We start from the raw sequence: 21,777 nt of genomic DNA, 5'->3' as shown, positions 1-21,777 counted from the left end.
TGTTAGAACCCTACGTTTAAGCCAGCTGTGAAGCTTCTCGTGATTGGGTAATTTCCCACGTCAATACCAAAATTAGTATCGGCATTACCACCAACTGAAGGATCCAAACCATCATATCCACTGATTGTAAATAGGTTATTGGTAGCTACGAAAATACGCAGCTTAGTCATCTTAGCTCTGTTCAACACCGCCGTTGGCAAGTTATAACCTAAAGTTAAATTCTGGAAGCGTAAATAAGAACCGTCTTCAACATAGAAAGAGTTCGATTGAGTGTTTGTACTGAAATTTGACGCACTCTCGAAGATAGGAATTGAAGCGCCTCTATTTTCAGGTGTCCACGATCCTTTCACACGCTCGCTGATAGCTGCACCTTGGAAAGAAGGGTAGAAATCAGTAAACCATTTCGATACGTTGAAAATCTTGTTCCCTAACGAAGTGTATAAGTATCCTTCTAAGTCAAATCCTTTGTAACGAAGAATGAATTTGAAACCTCCGGTAAATTTAGGTACCGGGCTTCCAAGATAAGTTCGATCTTGGTCATTGATTATATTATCTCCGTTGAGGTCCTCATATCTGAACCTCCCTAACCCTTTTCCTGATTGTTCGGGAGCAGCATTCACTTCTTCAACAGTTTGGAATAAACCAAGCACTTTGTAACCATAGAATGCAGAAATAGAGTGGTTAAGTTGATTTCTGATTGGGTTAATTCCTCTAAATCCAGGATTTACAGAAGTCAGATAAGTAAGACCAGGGGCCAAACTTGTGATTTCGTTTCTCAACCAGCTACCATTTAATTCAAATTCATATTTCAAATCTTGAGTGAAATTACCTTTTGTTCCCAACATCAGATCGATCCCCTCATTTAACATTGTACCAATGTTAACAGACGGAACGGTAGCCCTATATCCAGCAGTTGCAGTAACTGGCACTTGTATTAGCAAATCTTCAGTTTCCTTTCTCCAGAAGTCTACTATCAAATCCAATTTTCCATCAAAGAACTGACCATCGATACCAATGTTTTTTGTAACACTGGTTTCCCACTTAGCATCTTTGTTTCCGATACGTGTACGGTAGAAACCTGTAGTAGCTTTACTGTTACTTCCGCTGATGTCATATGAAGACTGCGCCACACTTCCGCCGTACAAAAAGTATTGGTTGGAAGGGTCAACATTGTTTGAGTTACCCATTTCGCCGTAACCGCCACGAATCTTCAGGTCGGTAACGAATGGCAGGTTTTGCATAAAGTTTTCGGATGAAATTCTCCATGCAACTGACACAGCAGGAAATACACCATAACGGTTGTTAGCACCAAATCTTGATGATCCGTCGCGGCGTATCACACCACTAATAATATATTTCTCATTGAATGTATACTTCACCTGACCAAATAATGACGAGAAGTTAACACCTAAGAACTGATCGCTGTTTGGCGGGTTTCTTGAATCCAGATTAGACATGTTAACGTAGTCAGGATCCCAAGAAAATGGATTCAAACCGGATTGGCTCATATTCCAACCCTTTCCATTATTTAGTGCTTCTTGGCCAATTAAAATTTCAGCTGAATGTTTGCCAAAAGTCTTCTTGTATGTTGCCGTATTGGTAAATACCCATGCGAAATAATACTGCTGTGACTGGTTGAATCCAAAAGCTGAATTATTTTCAGAGTTTTCATATTGCCAGCGTGTATATCCTTTTTGGAAAGCGCTTCCATAATTTCCTCCGATGCTTGTACGAAGTGTCAAGTCAGGAATAGGATCCCACTCTAAATAGACATTTCCGAAGGCTGCTGTTTGAAAGGCACCATTGTTTTCTTGGCCCTCTCTGTTAGCAACTGGGTTTCTGGGGTTGTTAAAACCCTTTGCAGCAGTACCCGCATAACCACCGAACACATCACGAACCGGAATAATGGATGGCATCCGGAAAGCTTGCAGGATATCATTTTCATCCGCAGCTACGCCTTGTCCATTTCCAGCTCCACCCTGTCCTACAACAGACCTGTAGGTAACTTGAATGCTTTCACCTATTCTCAAATTCTTTAAAACATCAAATTCAGAATTTACCCTGAGTGCGTAGCGCTTAAAGCTATTATTTAGAAGAATACCTTTCTGATCCTGACCACTTAAACCGATATAGAAACGGCTATTTTCACCTGCGCCTGAAAAACCAAGCGTCTGTCTAATAATTGGAGCTGTACGGGTTACTTCTTTGTACCAGTCGGTTCCTTCCTTATTAGCAGCAATAACCTGGTATGCCGAACCATTCCGTGGGTCAACATTATATTTCAATCTTTCAGCTGCCAAATCAACGTTACCACTTACACCTGGAGTACCCCCAACTGATAAATAATCTGGAATGACTGGATTAGCGCCAATTCCAAACTGAGGATGTTTAAAGTCGATGATTTGTTGAAGTGGATCTTTTCCGTTTTGCGTGGCGGTATTGCGTTGAGCCTGCCATGTCCATTCAGCAAAATCGGTAGGGTTCATCATAGGCTGACCGTTTCCAGGGTCTGTAAAACCAAACATACCGTCATAGGTAATATTTAATTTTTGATCCTTCTTGCCTCTTTTTGTTGTGTAAACGATCACACCAGCAGCCGCTCTGGCTCCATAAATTGAAGCGGCAGCCGCATCCTTCAAAACTGTTGTGGTTTCTATGTCATCAGGATTAAGAAAGCTAATGTCGTCTGTGGGTACTCCATCAACGATGTAAAGCGGATTATTACCAGTAAACGCTCCAAATCCACGCACGCGAATCTGGCTGGCAGTTCCCGGCTGTCCATTTGTAATAACGGTAACCCCTGGAACACGGCCCTGTAACATTTGTTCAACGTTACCGGTAGGCACAACAGTTAAGTCCTTCGCCTTCACGGTGGAAACCGATCCAGTTAACTCACGGCGTTTATCAACACCATATCCTGTTACTACGACTTCATCCAAAGAAACTGCATCTGGTGCTAAACTTTCTTCAATGTTTGTTCTACTGCCAACGGATACTTCTTTGGTTGTATAACCAATAAAAGTGAATACTAATACGGCGTCATCTCCCGGAACGGAGATACTAAACTTTCCGTCTGCATCCGAGGCCGTACCTGATGCAGTGCCTTTCACCAGGATGTTCACACCTGGCATCGATTCTCCATTTTCATCTTTAACAGTACCCGTCACCACTCTTTCTTGGGCTAGTACTGCTGATGAAAGCATTAGCAACAGCGCTAATGATAAACTCAACCTCTTGTAGAGTTCTTTCATAGTCATAAGTTTGGGTTAAATAATTTGGTTTATAGTACATACCCAATAAAACTTGGGCTTTTTTAGAAGGTATGTGTGTTCGAATGTAGTGGAATTCTATTTGAAGCTATCCTAAAATCGAGATTTTTTTTTAGGAATCGTCACCGCAAACGTTTTCTGCAAATTTAGTTTACTTATCTGGGGCGGCCCAATTGCAACTAAAAATGCTCAAATTCCGCAATATTATGTTAATTTGGCAGCTTTTTAAAAATGAATCATTACGAAAAATACCCCCTTCACCTGACAAATTCCCTCAGCGGTAAAAAGGAACTGTTTACCCCCGTTAATGCAGGCCACGTTGGAATGTATGTTTGTGGACCTACTGTATACAGTGACGTTCATCTTGGAAACGTTCGCACCTTTCTTTCGTTCGATGTTGTCTTTAGATTCTTACTTCATTTGGGTTATAAAGTCCGGTATGTAAGAAATATTACGGACGTTGGACACCTTGAAAATGACGGTGATGAGGGTGAAGATAAGATTGCAAAAAAAGCTCGACTTGAAAAACTTGAGCCCATGGAGGTTGTGAAACACTATACAGATGATTTTCACGAGGTACTCCGGCAATTTAATCTCCTTCCCCCGAGCATTGAGCCCTCGGCCACCGGGCACATTGTAGAACAAATCGAAATCACAAAAAAGTTAATCGATCAAGGCTTGGCCTATGTGGTTAATGGTTCTGTCTATTTCGATGTTCTAAAATACAATGAACACCATAATTATGGCGTTCTTTCCGGGCGTGTAGTGGAAGAGTTGATGGAAAGCGGGCGCAAGCTCGACAGCCAGGATGAGAAAAAGAATAAAGTAGATTTTGCACTTTGGAAAAAAGCCTCACCTTCTCATATTATGCGTTGGCCTTCACCCTGGAGCATAGGATTTCCAGGGTGGCATATCGAATGTACGGTGATGAGTACCAAATACCTTGGTGAAACTTTTGATATTCATGGCGGTGGCATCGATTTGAAGTTCCCCCATCACGAATGTGAAATAGCACAATCCGTGGGAGCAACTGGCAAACCACCCGTAAAGTATTGGATCCATTCCAATATGCTTACTGTGAACGGTCAGAAAATGAGTAAATCTCTTGGCAATTCATTTCTTCCCAGAGAATTATTTAGCGGTACGCACTCGTTACTTGACAAAGGTTACGGGCCCATGACCGTTAGATTTTTCATGCTTCAATCGCATTATTCCAGTACATTGGATTTTTCGAATGAAGCACTACAAGCTGCAGAAAAAGGTTTTAGAAAACTTTCAAATGCCTTAGTGCTAATTAAAAAGCTCGTTCATCCTGGTGGGTCGATAAAACATACTGCCTTGGATGACGCACTGCTTAAGCTTGTTGATGAACTCTACAAAAATATGTGCGACGATTTTAATACAGCCAAAACTCTGGCGGTGTTATTTGAAATGTCCGCCCGTATTTATGATTTCAAATCGGGTAACACATCATTGAGCGATGTCGGTAGTAATACTTTCGAGGGATTCAAAGAAGGATACATTACATTTATGGAAGCTGTGTTAGGCCTAAAATCCGAAGAAGAGCATAACCAGGAATTGCTTAGTGGTGTGATTCAGGTGCTGATAGACTTGCGTAAAAAGGCCAGAGAAGACAAAAACTATAAGCTCTCAGATAAAATTCGCGACGATTTAAAAGCAATGGGCGTGCAATTGATGGATGGAAAAAAAGGAGAAATGAGCTATACTATTGAGTAAAAAATGACCTCTTGATAAGAAAAATTTTTATACTCCCCATACGTTTATATCAGCTCACACTTTCCCCGCTGATTGGGGCAAACTGCAGGCACACTCCTACATGCTCTCAATATACTATTGAAGCGATTTTGGAATGGGGTGTAATTAAAGGTATTTGGCTGGGTGCGAAAAGAATATCACGCTGCCACCCCTGGGGAACGCACGGTTATGATCCTGTGCCCAAGAAAAAGTCTCCTTAAGAAATAAAAATTCATTTTGAATTGCATGCCAACATCGTGTTTGTGATTAACTCTGCCCGGGCGCCTCTTAAACAAGATTTTTTTGTCATTCATCCGGAATGTGCCAACGCACGCATAATTTTTTAAAATGTTTGCGTAAACAGCGCTATCATCTAAAAAGAAAACAATTACTTTAGTCAAACTTATAAAACTCTATGCCCGATTTTCAAATTAAAAAAACTGCCAAAGCTTATGATGTTTGTATTGTAGGTTCTGGTGCAGGTGGAGGAATGGCTGCTTATGTACTGGCGAACGCTGGAATAAAAGTAGTGCTGCTGGAAGCAGGTCCGCTCTACGACCCTGCAAAAAATGTAACTCAATTAAAGTGGCCATGGGAATCTCCTCGCCGAGGTGCGAGCACTCCTTATAGGCACTTCGGCGATTTCGACGCCGCCTATGGCGGGTGGGAACTAGAAGGCGAACCTTATACCCGAAAAGATGGAACCAAGTTCGATTGGTTTCGCTCGAGGATGGTTGGCGGTCGGACCAATCACTGGGGTAGAATTTCGTTACGTTTTGGCCCAAAGGATTTCAAACACAAAAGCGTAGACGGATTAGGAGATGATTGGCCAATCGCATATGAAGATGTGGCCCCTTTTTATGATAAAGTGGATCAATTGATAGGTGTATTCGGATCCAAAGAAAATATGCCGAACGAGCCTGATGGAATTTTTCTTCCACCTCCGAAACCACGCTTGCACGAGCTCTTTATTAAAGACGCGGGCACTGCCCTAAACATCCCGGTTATACCTTCGCGCTTATCCATACTTACCAAGCCAGTTAATAAAGAAAGAGGTGTGTGTTTCTACTGTTCTCAATGCAATAGGGGCTGTACTGTACACGCAGATTTTTCTTCATCTTCTGTTTTGGTTAAACCAGCGATCGCTACAGGTAATGTAGATATTATTCCAAACGCAATGGTTCGAGAAGTGCTTACCAATAGTGATGGCAAAGCAACCGGTGTTTCTTTCGTCAACAAAGACGACCTCCAGGAATACACTGTGAACGCAAAAGTTGTGATATTGGCCGCCAGTGCTTGTGAATCGGCGCGATTGCTGCTGAATTCAAAATCATCACAGAATCCAAACGGACTAGCCAATGCTAGTGGTGTTGTAGGTAAATATCTTCATGATTCTACCGGTACGGATATGGGCGGAATTCTTCCTAAACTGATAGGAAGGAAAAGATATAACGAAGATGGTGTCGGTGGTATGCATGTATACACACCGTGGTGGCTTGACAACAAGAAATTAAACTTTCCTAGAGGTTATCATATCGAGTATTATGGTGGTATGGGGATGCCAGGATATGGTTTTGGTTTTGGTATGCAAGGTACAAATGGCAAATACCCTGGACGTGATGGCAAAGTAAAAGATGCCGGAGGATATGGCGCTTCCTTAAAAGATGACTACCGCTATTTCTATGGTGCTCATTTTGGTATGTCAGGCCGAGGCGAAGCGGTAGCCAGAGAAGACAATTACTGCGAAATTGATCCAAGCACGGTTGATAAGTATGGTATACCGGTTTTAAGATTCCATTACAAGTGGAGCGATTATGAAGTTCAGCAAGCCAAACATATGAAGGAAACCTTTGCTGAAATTATTACAAAGATGGGAGGCGTTATCACCTGGGGTAATAATGGAACTCCTGAAAACCAATACGGACTGGAAGCACCCGGCCGAATTATTCACGAAGTAGGAACAACACGCATGGGGAATGATCCAAAAAAATCGGTTGTAAACAAATTTAATCAGGCCCATGATTGCAAGAATCTTTTTGTGGTAGACGGTGGCCCGTTTGTTTCGCAAGCTGATAAAAATCCAACGTGGACGATACTCGCTTTATCGATGCGAGCGTCCGAATACATTATCGATGAATTAAAAAAACAAAATCTATAAGCCTGAACTCAAACCTTTTAATTTGAAATTATGGACAGAAGAAAATATTTAAAAACCCTTGCGGTAAGTTCGGTTGGCGCAGCCACCCTTCTCCAGTCGTGCGAAACAAAACCTAAGGTAGAAGCTAAAGAACCGGAGGTTGCATTTACGATTGATCGTACACCAGCAGAACTTGCCCGAGAGAAAAAGCTTCAAAGTGAAAAATTCTTTGATGAGCATGAAATGAAAACCATAACCATCCTCAGCGATATCATTATTCCAAAGGATGAAGTTTCAGGAAGTGCAAGCGAAGCAGGCGTTCCTGCCTTCATTGAATTTATCGTGAAGGATCAGCCGCGCTATCAAACTCCTCTTCGCGGTGGTATTAAGTGGTTGGATATGCAGAGCTTGAAGCGATTTAATACTGACTTTGCATCCAGTAGCTCACAACAACAAATAGAAATCATTGATGATATTGCATTTCCAGAAAAAGCTAAACCGGAGTTACAACAGGGTGTGGCATTTTTTAACACCATGCGCGATCTCACAGCGTGTGGCTTTTTCACCAGTGAAATTGGTATAAAAGATTTGGGGTATGTGGGCAACCGTCCCAACCAGTGGGATGGCGTACCCGAAGATGTCTTGGCGCAATACGGTGTGAAATATGACGAACGAACTTTGGCTGAGAGCGTAAAGTTCGATAGCTAGCCGAAGCCTTTATTGAACGTTAATCGTTATTCAACTGGATAACGATTAACATTTTTTTTAGCCTCGCATCTTGCCCGAATACCGCCACGTTTGCTTCCCATAATCAACATGCGATAGAATAAAAACGAATAACTCACAACCAGATAATTGAATCAGAATGGAAAAGAAAAAAAAATCGAGTTCAGGCTCTATATCCAGAAGGAAATTCATTCGTACAGCCGGACTAACCGCTTCGGCGTTTACAATAGTACCACGCTTTGTCTTAGGAGGCATTGGCCACCGGCCACCGAGTGACATGCTATACGTAGCAGGCATTGGGGTAGGTGGAAAAGGTGAAAGTGACCTTTCAAGTTTTGCGAAAAGCGGCAAGGCTGAAGTAGCATACCTGTGTGATGTTGATGACCGCCGCGCTGCAAAATCGGTTGCTGCTTATCCAAAGGCAAAATACTACAAAGATTTCAGGATCATGCTTGATAAAGAGCATAAACACATTGATGCAGTTTCTGTGTCGACGCCCGACCATAACCACGCCGTCCAAGCCATGGCTGCCATGCAACTTGGAAAACATGTGTACGTGCAAAAACCGTTGACACATGATATCTATGAGGCGCGGATGCTCACCGAAGCTGCAAAAAAATATAAGGTCGTTACCCAAATGGGAAATCAAGGGGCTTCGGGCGATGGCGTACGCCAACTTCGCGAGTGGTACAACGCTGGCACTATCGGCGATGTCCACACGGTATACTGCTGGACCAACAGACCCGTTTGGCCACAGGGAATTGCATGGCCAGACAAGGCTGCGCCAGTACCAAAAGAATTGGATTGGGATTTATGGTTAGGTACAGCGCCAAATAAAGAATACGTGGAAAAGATTGTTCCGTTCAACTGGCGTGGATGGTGGGACTATGGAACCGGTGCCCTCGGCGACATGGCGTGCCACATTGTTGAACCTCCCTTTCGTGTGCTGGGATTGAATTATCCAACAGAAGTGACGGCTAGTGTAGGTAGTGTGTATGTAGATGAATTTAAACGCGGCTACTTTCCCGAAAGCTGCCCTCCTTCCTCTCACATCATATTGACCTTCCCTGCACGGGATGGAAAATCTCCTGTTAAAATGCATTGGATGGACGGTGGAATTCAGCCGGAGCGGCCCGATGAATTGGGAGCAAATGAAGTGATGGGTGATGGCGGCAATGGCGTAATTTTCATAGGTACAAAAGGTAAGATGATGTGTGGTACGTATGGGATGTACCCAAGTCTGTTGCCAACTTCTAAAACACAGGAGGTAAAAGTACCACAAAGTATTAAGCGTGTGCCAGACGGTGCGAACGGACATTATGCTCAGTGGGTTGAAGCCTGCCAGGCAGGATACGGTAAAATGGAAGTCAGTTCACCTTTTGAAATAGCCGGCCCGTTGACTGAAACGATTTTAATGGGAAATCTTGCCATTCGAAGTCATGATATTCGTAAACCGAAAAAAGATAAGCCTACCGAATTTGACTATCCTGGAAGAAATATTAAACTCTTATGGGATGGGGCAAACATGAAGATTACCAATTTCGATGATGCGAATCAATTCGTGAAACGCGAATACAGAAGTGGATGGAAACTAGTTTAAAAGTAAAAACGGGTTGGATCGAAAAAATTAAATCGTATGGCACGAAAAGAAAAGAATAATAAAACGGCAGTAATTTCCCGAAGAAAATTCATTCAGAATGCAGGACTGGCAGCAGCGGGATTTACGATTCTCCCACGGTTTGTATTAGGCGGGAAGGGTTTCGTTCCTCCTAGCGATACGTTATACATAGCCGGTGTAGGCGTTGGCGGAAAAGGCGAAAGTGATCTCACAGGATTCGCCCAAAATCCAAAAGCTAAAATTGCTTTTCTCTGTGATGTGGATGATCGGATGGCTGTCAAATCAAAGACAAATTTTCCACAGGCAAAGTATTACAAAGACTTTCGCGTAATGCTTGATAAGGAAGGTAAAGGAATTGATGCCGTTTCGGTGTCAACCCCCGACCATACCCATGCCGTTGTAGCAATGGCTGCCATGCAACGCAACAAACATGTGTATGTGCAAAAACCGCTTACTCATTCAATCTATGAAGCACGCATGCTTACAGAAGCAGCTAAGAAATACAAAGTGGTAACCCAAATGGGGAATCAATATGCTTCTGCAGATTACGTGCGCGTAGCAAAAGAAATGATCGACGCAGGCTTGATTGGTGATGTTACCAAAGTAACAACATGGACGAACAGACCTGTTTGGCCGCAAGGGGTCCCAACACCCACAGGGACACATCCTGTGCCCCCTGAAGTTGATTGGAATCTATGGCTGGGTCCTGCAAAATACATCGACTACAACCCTGCATACCTTCCCTTTAATTGGAGAGGATGGTGGCCTTTTGGAACGGGTGCCTTAGGCGACATGGCTTGCCATATCATGGATGCTGCTTTCCGAATTCTGCCTATCGACTATCCTACAGAAGTTGAGTGCAGTTCAACAACAGCCTGGGCGGATTTCTTCAAAGAAGCAAACTATCAGGATAGCTGCCCGGCCTCTTCCATTATTCATTTGAAATTTCCACGCAAAGACGGTAAAGGCAATATCAAATTCACCTGGATGGATGGTGGATTACTTCCGGAAAGACCAGAAGAATTGCTTCCTGAAGAACGCATGGGTGAAGGAGGAAATGGGTACATATTCGAAGGAACCAAAGGAAAGCTGATGGGTAATTATTCGATCATGCCAACCTTAATCCCATCCACCCGAATGAAAGAGGTAACACTTCCAACCCCCACGATCCCTCGTGTTATAGGAGGCGAGGCTGGGCATTATACCCAATGGGTGGACGCTTGCCTTAAAGGGTATGGAAAAATGGAGGTTAGTTCTCCTTTTGAATACGCAGGGCCATTTACCGAAGCCGTCTTAATGGGTAATCTAGCGATTCGTAGCTACTCAATGCGCGGCCCTGAAGGAAAAGGTTATCCTGGAAGAAAGAAATTATTGTGGGATGCAAAAAATATGAAGATCACAAACTTTGATGAAGCAAATCAATTTGTGAGAGATCAATACCGTGAAGGATGGACGCTTTAGTTCATCCTCTGTTAATAAGTTTGCTTCTTGGCACTTGTTAATCATCTGAAGCCAGCGTTATTGATTATGCGGGCCAGCAGACACTCTTCTACAAAAAAATAAAGGCCTTGTGGTCGTCTACCACTAGGCCTTTAATTATTCTTGCAAACCTAAACCCTAACCTAAATCGCAAGAAATTCTACTATCCGAGGGTAAAGGTATGGTAGAAGAGACTATCTGCCGACCTAAAACGATTAGCTGGATGGTTTGAATTAGTATCTGGATGATTGGTTTAGTAAGTGGAAGCGTTTTCATTCCACAATAAAAACCATAAAAAAAGTCCTGGCATAACCAGGACTTTTTATATACGAGAAATGCCATCAATTCTGTTTTATTTTCCAATTCCACATTCCGATCCAGCGAATGAGTTCGTTTTCATTCCGTCCGTAAAATCCTTTAGTAAGGGTTTCACGATCTTCGTGTGTTGATGGCGCGAACCACTCAACGGCAACGGAGCCCACCGTACTGTTTACGTAAATTTTAATACATTCACTTTTAAATTTTTTCTTACTCATTTTGTCTTGGTCTTAAAAAATCGCAGGCCTTAAACTACAAGTCCTATTTGGACGAACTTTGATCTTGGATCAAAAAATACTACTTCTATGAAAAAGTAGACCGCGTTCAACCGTTGGTTAATTCGTGCTTCGAACACCAATTCTGTTTAAAAAAGCTTCTTTTTTTCGTTTAGAGACATCCAGCGATATATTGTTATTTAATACGACATAGCCGCCTTCTCCTTTTACATATTTTTTTATTGAATTAATATTGATCAGATATGAGTTATGGATGCGGAAAAAATTATGGTCCGATAACAACTCATCGTATTCTTTCAAAGTCTTGCTAACTAAATACTTTTCTTCTGTGGTAAAAATCTGTGTGTAATTACTTGAAGCTTCACAGTAAAGGATGTCTTTTACATTGACAAAAACTAATCCTTCTAATGTTGGTAAAGCAATTTTAAAGTTTTCTGATGAACCATGTTTCAAGTTTTGAACAAGTTCTGTCAAGCGGCTGGTCATATTGTTACCAACACGCTTTTCTACTTTCCCCACCGCCTTGATTAGTTCATCAATGTCAATGGGCTTCAGCAAATAATCAATCGCGGAAAATTTAAAAGCCTTGATTGCATATTCGGTGTAAGCCGTTGTGAATATCACCTCGAAATTTACCTCCTTCAATTTTGTTAAAAGATCGAAGCCGGTTTCACGCTGCAACTGAATATCAAGAAATACAACTTGTGGAGCATGAACAGCCACAGCCTCTACAGCTTCAGCAATATTCTGGCATAAGGCAACTACTTCGACACCTTTGACGAAATCCTGTAAAAGTAACTGGAGATTTTCCCTGGCTTTTGCCTCATCATCGACAATTATCGCTTTCAACATAGAGGGTCTGTTATCCACGCTCAAACGTAATTAAAGACTGCATTCCAAGTTGTTAAGAAAGCTGTAATTTCTTACATAGCTACCCAAATCTTCACTAACGTGCCCGCCGGCAGTTCATCTTTGAAAAGATCTATAATTTCGAAAGAAGCTTTTTCTTCGAGGTTAATTAGTCTTAACCGTTCTTCTGTCAAAATAGTGCCCATGGATTTGTGCTGAGGAAAATTTTGCTGACGCAGTTTTTGAGCCGTTTCGCGTCCGACGCCGTCATCTTCGATTTCAAAAAGAAGGAAGCCCTGATCCTCATGGACCGCGATACGGAGAGTACCTTTTGTTGGTTTATTATATAGCCCATGAAGAATGGCGTTTTCAACATACGGCTGAATTAACAGGGACGGAATTTCAATGTTATCGATTTCGAGTTCAGGTCCGATAGTAAGTATAAAATCAAATTTGTTTTCAAACCTCAGCAGCTCAAGATTCACATAATGTTTTATAAGTTCAATTTCTTCTGAAAGCTTAACTTTATTACTTACTGAATTTGTTAAAATGCCGCGTATCAATTTTGAGAATGTCGACAAGTAGTTAATTGCATTGAGCCTGTCATTTTTTGCTATAAAATATTGTATCGAATTAAGTGCGTTAAAAACAAAGTGAGGATTCATCACTGACCGTAACGCCATTAATTTCAATTCACCAATTGTTTTGTTCGCCTTTGCAAGTTCTCTTTCCTTCTGAATTCGTTCCGTAACATCTTCTGCAAAAACAGAAACACCTGTAATACCATTTCGACCAATAATTGGACTCAGTGAATAATCCATATATCGGTCGTTGTTTTGTTGCGACTCCTTAAATACTTCTCCACTCAATGCGCGATTATAACGGCTTGCCCATTTTTTTCGGAGGCGTATCAACTCAGAATCAGTCGTGTCATCCTTAATCATCTTTTCGCCTTGCTTCAGCTCAAGACCATAATTAGTTTGGAAATAATTCTTAACTGGCTCATTGAAGGCAATCAATGTATAATCTTTATTCACTGACCATACTAGTAAAGTTGTATTGTTGATCGTCGCATTTAAATTCGCTTCACTTAACATCAACTGCTCATTCAAGTTCCGTTGATATTGAAGTGCCTTTTCCAACACCTGCTCACGGGTCCTCTCTCGGGTAATATCCATCCAGCCGCCTAACGCTCGTACAGCCTTACCGTTGACATCACGAATAATAGTAGCTTGATCCATCATCCACGCATATTTTCCGGTTACTTTTCGAACTCGATAAACGTCAACAAACCTACGAGCACCTGATGTTATGATATAATCAAAATACCGAATGACCCGCTCACGATCCTCCACATGGATAGACGCTTTCCAATCCTCATGTGTATAGTCCTCTTTGCTAAGGCCAAATTCTTCCAACGCGTTACTTCCTGCAAACCAATTTATTCTTCCAGTGGCAAAATCCTGCTCCCACATGGCCGCATTTGACATTTCCGAAATCAGTTTAAACCGAGATCTGTCAATCTCCATCGCACTGTTGGTGCTTTCCAGCTTAACTTGCTTCTGAACAATGTCAGTGATGTCTTTCCATACGCCGATAGCGGTTTTTACTTTGCCACTGGAATTTCTAATAAATTTTAATTTATCCAGCACATGGTAGTACGTCTCATCACGGCCTTTAAACCGGTATTCATGCTGAAAGAAAACAGTTTTCTTATTTTTAATCGCTTCACTAAAACCTTTTACCACGCGCTCTTTATCCTCCGGATGGATCCTCGACAACCAAAAATCAACAGTCACGGGCTCGGGAATTCCAAATTTGGATTTTTGTTCTTGAGATGCGTAACAAGCATATTCATTCCCATGCAATACCCAGGTAACTTCAGATGATAACTCAAAAATTGAGAATATTACCTGTGGATCTATATTCGTTTCCAAAAGATTTAATCCTTTATTCACCGCTTCGACGAAATCGCATGTTAGTTGTTGAGGACAATTACAGCCACGAAATTCTTATGCTTCGAATTTAGCAATAAATAGAATTGGAATATGGAATAAGTCATTGGCATTAAAAAGTTTCAGCTTCCTTGTTAGCGTTTTAAATAATAATCGCGATTATTATCCCATGTCCTCACGGTTCTTTCAGTTCAAAAATTCGAAGCTTCATTACAAAACGCTGGGAAACGGACCGCGGAAGTTAATAATGTTCCATGGGTTTGGACAGGATAATTATAGTTTCCATTCCTTATCCAGCTTGCTTATGGGCCATTATACGGCTTACATATTTGATCTCTATTTCCATGGTCAGAGTACCTGGGGATATGGCGAATCGCCTCTGGAGAAAGGGCATTGGAAGGAAACGATGCAAGAATTTTTAAAAGAAAATCAGATTGAGAAATTTTCAGTTGTCGGGTTCAGCATGGGCGGAAAATTTGCGTTAGCCACCTTGGAAGCTTTTCCGCACAGGATAGAAGAAATAATTTTGTTAGCGCCTGATGGAATTAAAACAAGCTTTTGGTATAGCTTGGCTACATATCCGTTGTTATTTCGAAAATTTTTCAAAAGCATGATCCATCATCCGGAGAGATTTGAGTCGATTTTAAAGACGCTTAATGCTTTAGGATTAGCAGATAAGGGGTTATTGAAATTTGCAGCCTATCAAATGAATTCAGAAGAAAAGCGAAACCGAGTATATCACACATGGGTCGTGTTCCGGCATTTACGTTTTGATATCAATCAACTTGCATCATTAATCAACCATTATAAAATTAGTTTAACAATGATTGTTGGGCAGTACGATAAAGTGATCCAGCCAAAAAATATGGAATCCCTATTAAATAAACTTAATCATTACACCTTCGAGACACCTGCGGTTGGACATACGGGGCTCATTGCCGAGAGTGGCCGGATTTTGTTAAATAAGCTGCGCTGAGACAACGTCAACGGTTTCATCCTGATGTTACGGTACATATGCTTATTATTTGCAAAAATTCTCTCCGATTCCTGTGAAATGCGTGTATTTTTGCGGCTCAATTTAACTCACCCATGATTCAATTTTTTCGTTCAAAAGCCGACAAGCTCTACGCGGTTGGAATGGCACAACCTTTACAAAATTCTGACATCCAAAAGCTTACCTGGCTTTTTAGTGGTGCGGAGCCGCTTGCCGATAAAAATTTGAACGGAAACTTCATCGGCCCACGGAAAGAAATGGTAACACCGTGGAGTACCAACGCAGTTGAGATGACGCAAACAATGGGAATTGCAGGCATTCAGCGAATCGAGGAGTTTAAAATTGTTGGCTCAGCAACTATAAAATATGATCGGATGCTTGAAGTGCTTTACACTTCCCTCAACCAGGAAATCTTTACCATTTTACATGTGCCTGAGCCTATTCTTGAAGTTGATGATCTCGCCGCCTACAGTAAAGCGCAGGGGCTTGCGCTTAGCGCAGAAGAAATTGAATATCTCGAAAACGTTAGCAAACAACTTGGGCGTAAACTTACCGACAGTGAGGTGTTCGGTTTCTCACAAGTAAATTCGGAACATTGCCGGCATAAAATTTTTAATGGAACATTCATTATAGATGGCCAGGAAAAAGAACTCACTCTTTTCCAATTAATAAAAAAGACCGCGAAGGAAAATCCAAACTTGCTCGTTTCAGCTTATAAAGACAACGTTGCTTTTATAAAAGGCCCCACAATTGAACAATTTGCACCTGCCCGGCAGGATATACCGGATTATTTTCAAGTCGAAGACATTGATTCAGTTATTTCAGTAAAAGCCGAGACGCATAATTTTCCCACTACTGTCGAACCTTTTAACGGAGCGGCCACTGGTTCTGGAGGAGAAATCCGTGATAGACTTGCAGGTGGAAAAGGATCTTTGCCGCTGGCAGGAACAGCTGTTTACATAACCTCCTACCCTCGCCTCGAAGGTGAACGGCCGTGGGAAAAAAAATTCAGGGAAAGAAAGTGGTTGTATCAGACACCCGAAGAGATTCTGATTAAAGCTTCCGATGGCGCATCCGACTTTGGTAACAAATTTGGTCAGCCGTTAATCTGCGGCAGCGTTCTTACCTTCGAACATTTTGAAGCCGACAAGAAATTTGGATTTGACAAAGTCATTATGCTGGCAGGCGGTGTTGGATTCGGAAAAGAAAAAGATTCAAAAAAAGAACACTTGAAGTCTGGCGATAAAATTGTCTTGCTCGGTGGAGATAATTATAGAATTGGTATGGGGGGAGGCGCTGTGTCGTCAGTCGCCACAGGTGAATATGGAAATGCGATCGAGCTGAATGCTATTCAACGATCCAATCCTGAAATGCAAAAGCGTGTAATGAATGCAATTCGTGGCATGGTAGAATCGGATGTCAACCTCATCGTATCCATTCATGATCACGGCGCAGGTGGCCATTTGAATTGCCTTTCGGAATTATTGGAAGAGACCGGCGGGGTAGTTCATATTGACAAACTACCCATCGGCGATCCAACTTTATCTGACAAAGAAATCATCAGCAATGAATCTCAGGAGCGGATGGGCTTAGCTATCTCGGAAAAGGACGCCGCTACACTTCAAAAAATCTCTGAACGGGAACGTGCGCCTTTTTATGTTGTGGGAGAAGCGACCGGCGATCACAGACTAATTTTTGAAAAGAAAAATCAAAGTAAAAAACCATTTGATCTTCAGGTAAATCATCTTTTTGGTTCATCCCCAAAAACGGTTATTGTAGACACAACGCAGCCTATACCCTACGCCGCAGTGCACTACGATATCAAAAAACTGCATGATTATGTAAAACATGTTTTACAACTTGAATCAGTAAGCTGTAAAGACTGGCTTACTAACAAAGTTGACCGCTCTGTTTCAGGAAAAGTTGCAACACAACAAACTTGTGGGCCTATTCAACTGCCGTTAAACAACGTAGCCGTTATGGCATTGGATTTCTTAAGCAACAAGGGCATAGCAACAGCGATTGGCCACGCGCCGGCTGCTTCTCTTATCGACCCGGTGGCAGGCAGTAAACTTGCCATTGCAGAATCTCTTACAAATATCGTCTGGTCTCCACTCACCCACGGATTGAAAGGTGTGTCGTTAAGCGCGAACTGGATGTGGCCATCTAAAAACAGCGGAGAAGATGCGAGACTCTATAAGGCGGTGGAGGCTGTAAGCAATTTCGCCATTAACCTCGGTATTAATATTCCAACAGGAAAAGATTCCTTATCGATGACTCAAAAGTATCCCGATGGCGATGTTGTGTATGCTCCCGGAACAGTAATCATTTCTGCTGTTGCAGAAGTCAACAATCTTCGACAAACAGTTTCTCCTGTATTACAGCCGCTCGGCGGCTCAAAAATAATTTATGTCGATCTCTCAGGCGATAGTAAAAAACTTGGTGGAAGCAGCTTTGCGCAAATCCTGAATTTGTTAGGGAATGAAGTTCCTACTATAAAAGATGATGCTTATTTTGTTAAGTCATTTGAGGCGATTCAGAACCTGATCCAAAACGACTTGATTTTGGCTGGACATGATATTTCTGAAGGCGGAATGGTTACTACATTACTGGAGATGTGCTTCGCAAGACCTGATACTGGCTTAACCCTCGATCTTCAGGTACTGGGGGATGATCTGGTTAAAATTCTTTTCAGTGAAAATCCAGGTGTTATCTTCCAAACTTCAAACGAGAATGAAGTCATGGCGTTGCTCACACAACGGGGTGTCAAGGCGCAAATTCTCGGTCATGTTTCTGATGAGCGGAAAATATCAATCCATCATCGCAACGAACTGATCATTTTTGATATTGATGAACTGCGTGACACCTGGTTCAAAACTTCTTACTTGCTAGACGCGAAACAACGCCCCGTAGCACACGCAGAAAAACGTTATCATAACTATAAACATCAAATCCTGAAGTATGCTTTTCCAGCAAGTTTTGATGGAACATTTAAAACCTTCGGCATTGACCCATCACGACGAAAATCATCCGGGCTACGCGCTGCCATTATTCGGGAAAAAGGCGTGAACGGCGACCGTGAAATGGCGTACACACTTTATCTCGCAGGCTTTGACGTAAAAGATGTTCATATGACCGACCTGGTATCTGGCCGTGAAGATCTTACTGATATCAACCTGATTGTATTTGTTGGTGGTTTCTCCAATTCAGATGTGTTAGGATCGGCAAAGGGATGGGCAGGGGCGTTTCTTTATAATCCTAAAGCGAAACAATCGCTCGAGAATTTTTACAATCGAAAAGATACTTTGAGTTTGGGTGTATGTAACGGGTGCCAGTTGATGATGGAACTCGGATTGGTATACCCTGAATGGAAAGACCATCCCCGCATGAACCATAATGGCTCTGAGAAATTTGAGTCAACCTTTATTAATGTCACTATTCCTACCAACAACTCGGTGCTGTTAAAGAGCATGGCCGGAGCAAGGCTAGGCATTTGGGTAGCCCATGGTGAAGGAAGATTCCGTTTGCCATCCGACAAATCTTTATACCAGGTGGCTGCCGAATTTTCCTATGCTGAATATCCTGGTAATCCAAATGATTCTGATTATGCAGTAGCCGCTTTGTGTTCAAAAGATGGCAGGCATTTGGCGATCATGCCGCATTTAGAAAGATCACTCTTCCCCTGGAACTGGCCATACTATCCTTCTGCAAGAACGGCCGATGAAATTTCTCCCTGGATAGAACCGTTTGTCAACGCCAGAGATTGGATAAAAAAACATTTTCAAAATGTCCAACAAAAGGTTAATACCTAATGTTGTACCGGATGATGAATAACCTTATCTTCATCCTAAGTTAAACGAGTCGGACCTATGAAGAAGATCTATCCTGCCTTTGTCACCCTCATTTTATTTACTTCCTGCCTTGGCTATAAGGAGTTGCCTGTGGAGTATGATTATAGCTATAAAGGGAATTTCAAAAAGTATCGAACGTTCGATATCATGAAGCCAGCAGGCCCCGGCGACTCAACCATGACAAATGATGTTATTGAAAAATCTATTGTAGCCCGGATGAAATTTCTCGGTTATAGGCAAAATTCAAATAAGCCACATTTGATTGTCGGTTTTAAAATGTTCGACGACAGTCTTAAATTCAATGGATACATTCAACCTGAAATTGAAGACTGGGTAAGAAATCAAAATGAAAATGTGGATTATGATCCACAAAAATTCAATTTAAACCAAGGTACCCTGCTGATTCAATTCTACGATCGACGTCAGAATCGGTCTATCTGGCAAGGTTACGCAACTACCCAATACGGTTCAATCGATTTCCAGAACAGCCGTCACCTTCGAAACGCGGTAATTTCCATTCTCGACAAATACCGCTTCTGGGCTGAAGGATTTATGGATAACGCAACAGCCACAGTTGAAGAAAAAGACCTCTAAAATTCTTCAAGGGGTTAAAGTTTCTGAAAAATAATTCTACATTTGCATCCCAAATTAAGGGGTCCCGGGTTAACTACGGGACTTTTTGTCCGATGGTGTAACTGGCAACACGCCTGATTTTGATTCAGGAAAGTCCAGGTTCGAGCCCTGGTCGGACAACTTAGATTCAGAATCCCGCTGGAGCGGGATTCTGCGTTAAATGTTGATCCGCAGATTAACGTTTTAACGACCACAGCACCGGTCCTTTACCCATTTAGGGCGGTGACAAAACCAAAAATGGAATAAAACCATGGCTGTTAAAATTTTCAGCGGAAGAGCAACAATTTACCTGGCAGAAAAAATTGCCAACGCTTATGGCGAACCACTTGGCGAGGTAGATTATCAACAATTCAGCGATGGCGAAATGTCTCCTTTTATCGCAGAATCTGTGCGAGGACATGAGGTATTCATCATTCAATCCACCTTTGCACCTGCTGACAACTTATTGGAATTGCTTCTGATGGTTGATGCCGTAAAACGAGCAAGCGCTTCAAGTATTAATGTTGTAATTCCTTATTTCGGTTACGCACGACAAGATCGTAAAGATCGGCCGAGAGTCGCAATTGCCGCCAAACTTATCGCGAACCTTATTTCGGCAGCTGGTGCTACCCGTATCATGGCATGCGATCTACATGCGGATCAGATTCAGGGATTTTTTGATATTCCCGTAGATCACCTGGACGGCTCATATATTTTCGTTCCCTATCTAAAATCCTTGAAGCTTGCTGATATCATGTTTGCTTCTCCGGACGTTGGGGGAATAAAACGAGCCCGGAGCTTTGCTAAATTTTTTGATGCAGAACTGGCTGTGTGCGATAAGTACCGAAAAGAGGCCAACAAGGTGAGCTCCATGCGTTTGATCGGCGAGGTCGAAGGCAAAGATGTAGTATTGGTAGATGACTTGGTTGATACGGCGGGTACAATTTGCAAGGCTGCCGTGCTTTTAAAAGACAAAGGTGCAAAGTCGGTTAGGGCCGTGTGTACCCATCCTGTATTATCTGGAAAGGCCTATGAAAATATTGAGAATTCCGTTCTGGAAGAACTTGCAGTTTCTGATACCATTCCATTGAAACAGCCGAGCAATAAAATAAAAGTGCTTAGTGTTTCAAATTTATATGCCAAAGCAATACGTAAGATTCATGACAATGAATCGATCAGCTCGTTGTTTATCAAACTTTAAGCGTAAATATTTTAACTAAACAATTATATAATTATGAAGACCATTGAGATTATAGGGTATCGAAGAGCAAATCTCGGGAAATCCGGTTCACAAAAACTACGCGACGAAGGGCTGGTTCCTTGCGTGTTGTATGGTGGTAATGAGCAATTGCATTTTTATGCACCAATGATTCTTTTCAGAGAGCTGGTTTATACAAATGAAGCTCACTTTGTTCATTTGAACATAGAAGGCGAAGAAAGTGAAGCTATTCTCCAGGAAGTACAGTTCCACCCGGTAAGCGAAATTATTTTGCACGCCGATTTTTTGAGAGTTAGTGAAAACAGAAAAATCAAAATGAATATTCCGGCACGTCTGGTAGGCCAAGCTCCTGGTGTTGCTAAAGGTGGTGCATTGGTTCAAAAAAGATCTTCATTGAAGGTTTATGCTTTTCCCAAGGACATGCCTGATCATATTGACGTAGATGTTTCAAATCTTGATTTCCATCATGCCATTAAAGTGGGTGATATCAAAGTTGAAAAACTTGAGTTTGTTGATCCTAAGCAAGCCTCAGTTGCCGTAGTAGAAGTACCGCGTGCCGCTAAGATGGCTGCTGAAGAAGCTGCTGCCGCTCCTGCTGAAGGTGCTGCTGCCGCGGCTCCTGCTGCTGGTGATGCTAAAAAAGCTGAAGCGCCAAAGAAAGAAGAAGGCAAGAAATAATCGTAGCCAGACTAAAAATATAAATCCCTCGGCGTTCATGCTGGGGGATTTTGTTTTTTTAAGTGTTGAAGTGTTGGAGTT

The 21,777-nt window shown here is 42.1% G+C and carries 15 protein-coding genes and 1 tRNA gene; 12 read left to right on the top strand and 4 right to left on the bottom strand.

The window, feature by feature from the left end; genetic code table 11:
* Nucleotides 1–2: 2 nt before the first annotated feature.
* On the bottom strand, nucleotides 3–3,257 hold the full coding sequence (locus P2W71_RS10545; RefSeq protein ID WP_276370597.1) for a TonB-dependent receptor: 3,255 nt from the start codon (nucleotides 3,255–3,257) through the stop codon (nucleotides 3–5).
* A 243-nt stretch (nucleotides 3,258–3,500) separates the two neighbouring features.
* On the opposite strand from P2W71_RS10545, the gene cysS reads away from it, so the two are divergent.
* The 6 genes from cysS to P2W71_RS10515 all read left to right on the top strand — a co-directional run bounded on the left by cysS (nucleotide 3,501) and on the right by P2W71_RS10515 (nucleotide 10,966).
* Nucleotides 3,501–5,006, top strand: coding sequence for a cysteine--tRNA ligase (cysS, locus tag P2W71_RS10540; RefSeq protein ID WP_276370594.1), 1,506 nt, complete (start codon nucleotides 3,501–3,503; stop codon nucleotides 5,004–5,006).
* A gap of 11 nt (nucleotides 5,007–5,017) precedes the next feature.
* Nucleotides 5,018–5,245, top strand: a complete 228-nt coding sequence (gene yidD / locus P2W71_RS10535; RefSeq protein WP_276370592.1) for a membrane protein insertion efficiency factor YidD — start codon at nucleotides 5,018–5,020, stop codon at nucleotides 5,243–5,245.
* 194 nt (nucleotides 5,246–5,439) lie between these two features.
* Nucleotides 5,440–7,182 (top strand): GMC family oxidoreductase, encoded by a 1,743-nt coding sequence (locus P2W71_RS10530; RefSeq protein WP_276370590.1) that lies wholly within the window; start codon nucleotides 5,440–5,442, stop codon nucleotides 7,180–7,182.
* Nucleotides 7,183–7,212: 30 nt separating this feature from the next.
* On the top strand, nucleotides 7,213–7,869 hold the full coding sequence (locus tag P2W71_RS10525; protein WP_276370588.1) for a gluconate 2-dehydrogenase subunit 3 family protein: 657 nt from the start codon (nucleotides 7,213–7,215) through the stop codon (nucleotides 7,867–7,869).
* A 157-nt stretch (nucleotides 7,870–8,026) separates the two neighbouring features.
* Nucleotides 8,027–9,487, top strand: coding sequence for a Gfo/Idh/MocA family oxidoreductase (locus P2W71_RS10520; RefSeq protein WP_276370586.1), 1,461 nt, complete (start codon nucleotides 8,027–8,029; stop codon nucleotides 9,485–9,487).
* Nucleotides 9,488–9,523: 36 nt separating this feature from the next.
* A complete protein-coding gene (locus P2W71_RS10515; protein ID WP_276370584.1) occupies nucleotides 9,524–10,966 on the top strand; it encodes a Gfo/Idh/MocA family oxidoreductase in 1,443 nt (480 codons plus the stop codon).
* 359 nt (nucleotides 10,967–11,325) lie between these two features.
* On the opposite strand, the gene P2W71_RS10510 is transcribed toward P2W71_RS10515, so the two are convergent.
* From P2W71_RS10510 to P2W71_RS10500, 3 genes are all read right to left on the bottom strand, one after another.
* The gene (locus tag P2W71_RS10510) at nucleotides 11,326–11,520 is read right to left on the bottom strand and encodes a hypothetical protein (protein WP_276370582.1); all 195 of its coding nucleotides are present in this window, start codon (nucleotides 11,518–11,520) and stop codon (nucleotides 11,326–11,328) included.
* Between the two features lie 117 nt (nucleotides 11,521–11,637).
* Nucleotides 11,638–12,390, bottom strand: a complete 753-nt coding sequence (locus tag P2W71_RS10505) for a LytTR family DNA-binding domain-containing protein (protein ID WP_276370580.1) — start codon at nucleotides 12,388–12,390, stop codon at nucleotides 11,638–11,640.
* Between the two features lie 71 nt (nucleotides 12,391–12,461).
* Nucleotides 12,462–14,324: a PAS domain-containing protein gene (locus P2W71_RS10500; RefSeq protein WP_276370579.1), complete on the bottom strand. Its 1,863-nt coding sequence runs from the start codon at nucleotides 14,322–14,324 to the stop codon at nucleotides 12,462–12,464.
* Between the two features lie 187 nt (nucleotides 14,325–14,511).
* On the opposite strand from P2W71_RS10500, the gene P2W71_RS10495 reads away from it, so the two are divergent.
* The 6 genes from P2W71_RS10495 (at nucleotide 14,512) to P2W71_RS10470 (ending at nucleotide 21,696) form a co-directional block, all read left to right on the top strand.
* Entirely contained in the window at nucleotides 14,512–15,318 is an 807-nt protein-coding gene (locus P2W71_RS10495; RefSeq protein ID WP_346659955.1) for an alpha/beta hydrolase, read from the top strand.
* A 113-nt stretch (nucleotides 15,319–15,431) separates the two neighbouring features.
* Nucleotides 15,432–19,148, top strand: coding sequence for a phosphoribosylformylglycinamidine synthase (purL, locus tag P2W71_RS10490; RefSeq protein ID WP_276370577.1), 3,717 nt, complete (start codon nucleotides 15,432–15,434; stop codon nucleotides 19,146–19,148).
* 57 nt (nucleotides 19,149–19,205) lie between these two features.
* A complete protein-coding gene (locus tag P2W71_RS10485) occupies nucleotides 19,206–19,781 on the top strand; it encodes a DUF4136 domain-containing protein (RefSeq protein WP_276370574.1) in 576 nt (191 codons plus the stop codon).
* 86 nt (nucleotides 19,782–19,867) lie between these two features.
* Nucleotides 19,868–19,940: transfer RNA gene (locus tag P2W71_RS10480), tRNA-Gln, on the top strand.
* A 130-nt stretch (nucleotides 19,941–20,070) separates the two neighbouring features.
* Nucleotides 20,071–21,000, top strand: a complete 930-nt coding sequence (locus P2W71_RS10475) for a ribose-phosphate pyrophosphokinase (protein ID WP_276370572.1) — start codon at nucleotides 20,071–20,073, stop codon at nucleotides 20,998–21,000.
* A 33-nt stretch (nucleotides 21,001–21,033) separates the two neighbouring features.
* Nucleotides 21,034–21,696 carry a 50S ribosomal protein L25/general stress protein Ctc gene (locus P2W71_RS10470; protein ID WP_276370570.1) on the top strand — a complete coding sequence of 221 codons (663 nt, stop codon included), beginning with the start codon at nucleotides 21,034–21,036 and terminating at the stop codon, nucleotides 21,694–21,696.
* Nucleotides 21,697–21,777 lie beyond the last annotated feature (81 nt).

Origin of the sequence: Chryseolinea sp. H1M3-3 (assembly GCF_029360725.1) — a bacterium.
Lineage (GTDB): Bacteria > Bacteroidota > Bacteroidia > Cytophagales > Cyclobacteriaceae > Chryseolinea.
The sequence above is the reverse complement of the archived record's forward strand: the minus strand, read 5'-3'. Positions and strand labels throughout refer to the sequence as shown.

Excerpts from the sequence above, each read along its gene's own strand:
- P2W71_RS10515 (WP_276370584.1), top strand. The coding sequence starts at position 9,524 with ATGGCACGAAAAGAAAAGAATAATAAAACGGCAGTAATTTCCCGAAGA.
- P2W71_RS10520 (WP_276370586.1), top strand. The coding sequence starts at position 8,027 with ATGGAAAAGAAAAAAAAATCGAGTTCAGGCTCTATATCCAGAAGGAAA.
- P2W71_RS10495 (WP_346659955.1), top strand. The coding sequence starts at position 14,512 with ATGTCCTCACGGTTCTTTCAGTTCAAAAATTCGAAGCTTCATTACAAA.
- P2W71_RS10475 (WP_276370572.1), top strand. The coding sequence starts at position 20,071 with ATGGCTGTTAAAATTTTCAGCGGAAGAGCAACAATTTACCTGGCAGAA.
- P2W71_RS10485 (WP_276370574.1), top strand. The coding sequence starts at position 19,206 with ATGAAGAAGATCTATCCTGCCTTTGTCACCCTCATTTTATTTACTTCC.
- cysS (WP_276370594.1), top strand. The coding sequence starts at position 3,501 with ATGAATCATTACGAAAAATACCCCCTTCACCTGACAAATTCCCTCAGC.
- purL (WP_276370577.1), top strand. The coding sequence starts at position 15,432 with ATGATTCAATTTTTTCGTTCAAAAGCCGACAAGCTCTACGCGGTTGGA.
- P2W71_RS10545 (WP_276370597.1), bottom strand. The coding sequence starts at position 3,257 with ATGACTATGAAAGAACTCTACAAGAGGTTGAGTTTATCATTAGCGCTG.
- P2W71_RS10505 (WP_276370580.1), bottom strand. The coding sequence starts at position 12,390 with ATGTTGAAAGCGATAATTGTCGATGATGAGGCAAAAGCCAGGGAAAAT.
- P2W71_RS10530 (WP_276370590.1), top strand. The coding sequence starts at position 5,440 with ATGCCCGATTTTCAAATTAAAAAAACTGCCAAAGCTTATGATGTTTGT.
- P2W71_RS10470 (WP_276370570.1), top strand. The coding sequence starts at position 21,034 with ATGAAGACCATTGAGATTATAGGGTATCGAAGAGCAAATCTCGGGAAA.
- P2W71_RS10525 (WP_276370588.1), top strand. The coding sequence starts at position 7,213 with ATGGACAGAAGAAAATATTTAAAAACCCTTGCGGTAAGTTCGGTTGGC.
- P2W71_RS10510 (WP_276370582.1), bottom strand. The coding sequence starts at position 11,520 with ATGAGTAAGAAAAAATTTAAAAGTGAATGTATTAAAATTTACGTAAAC.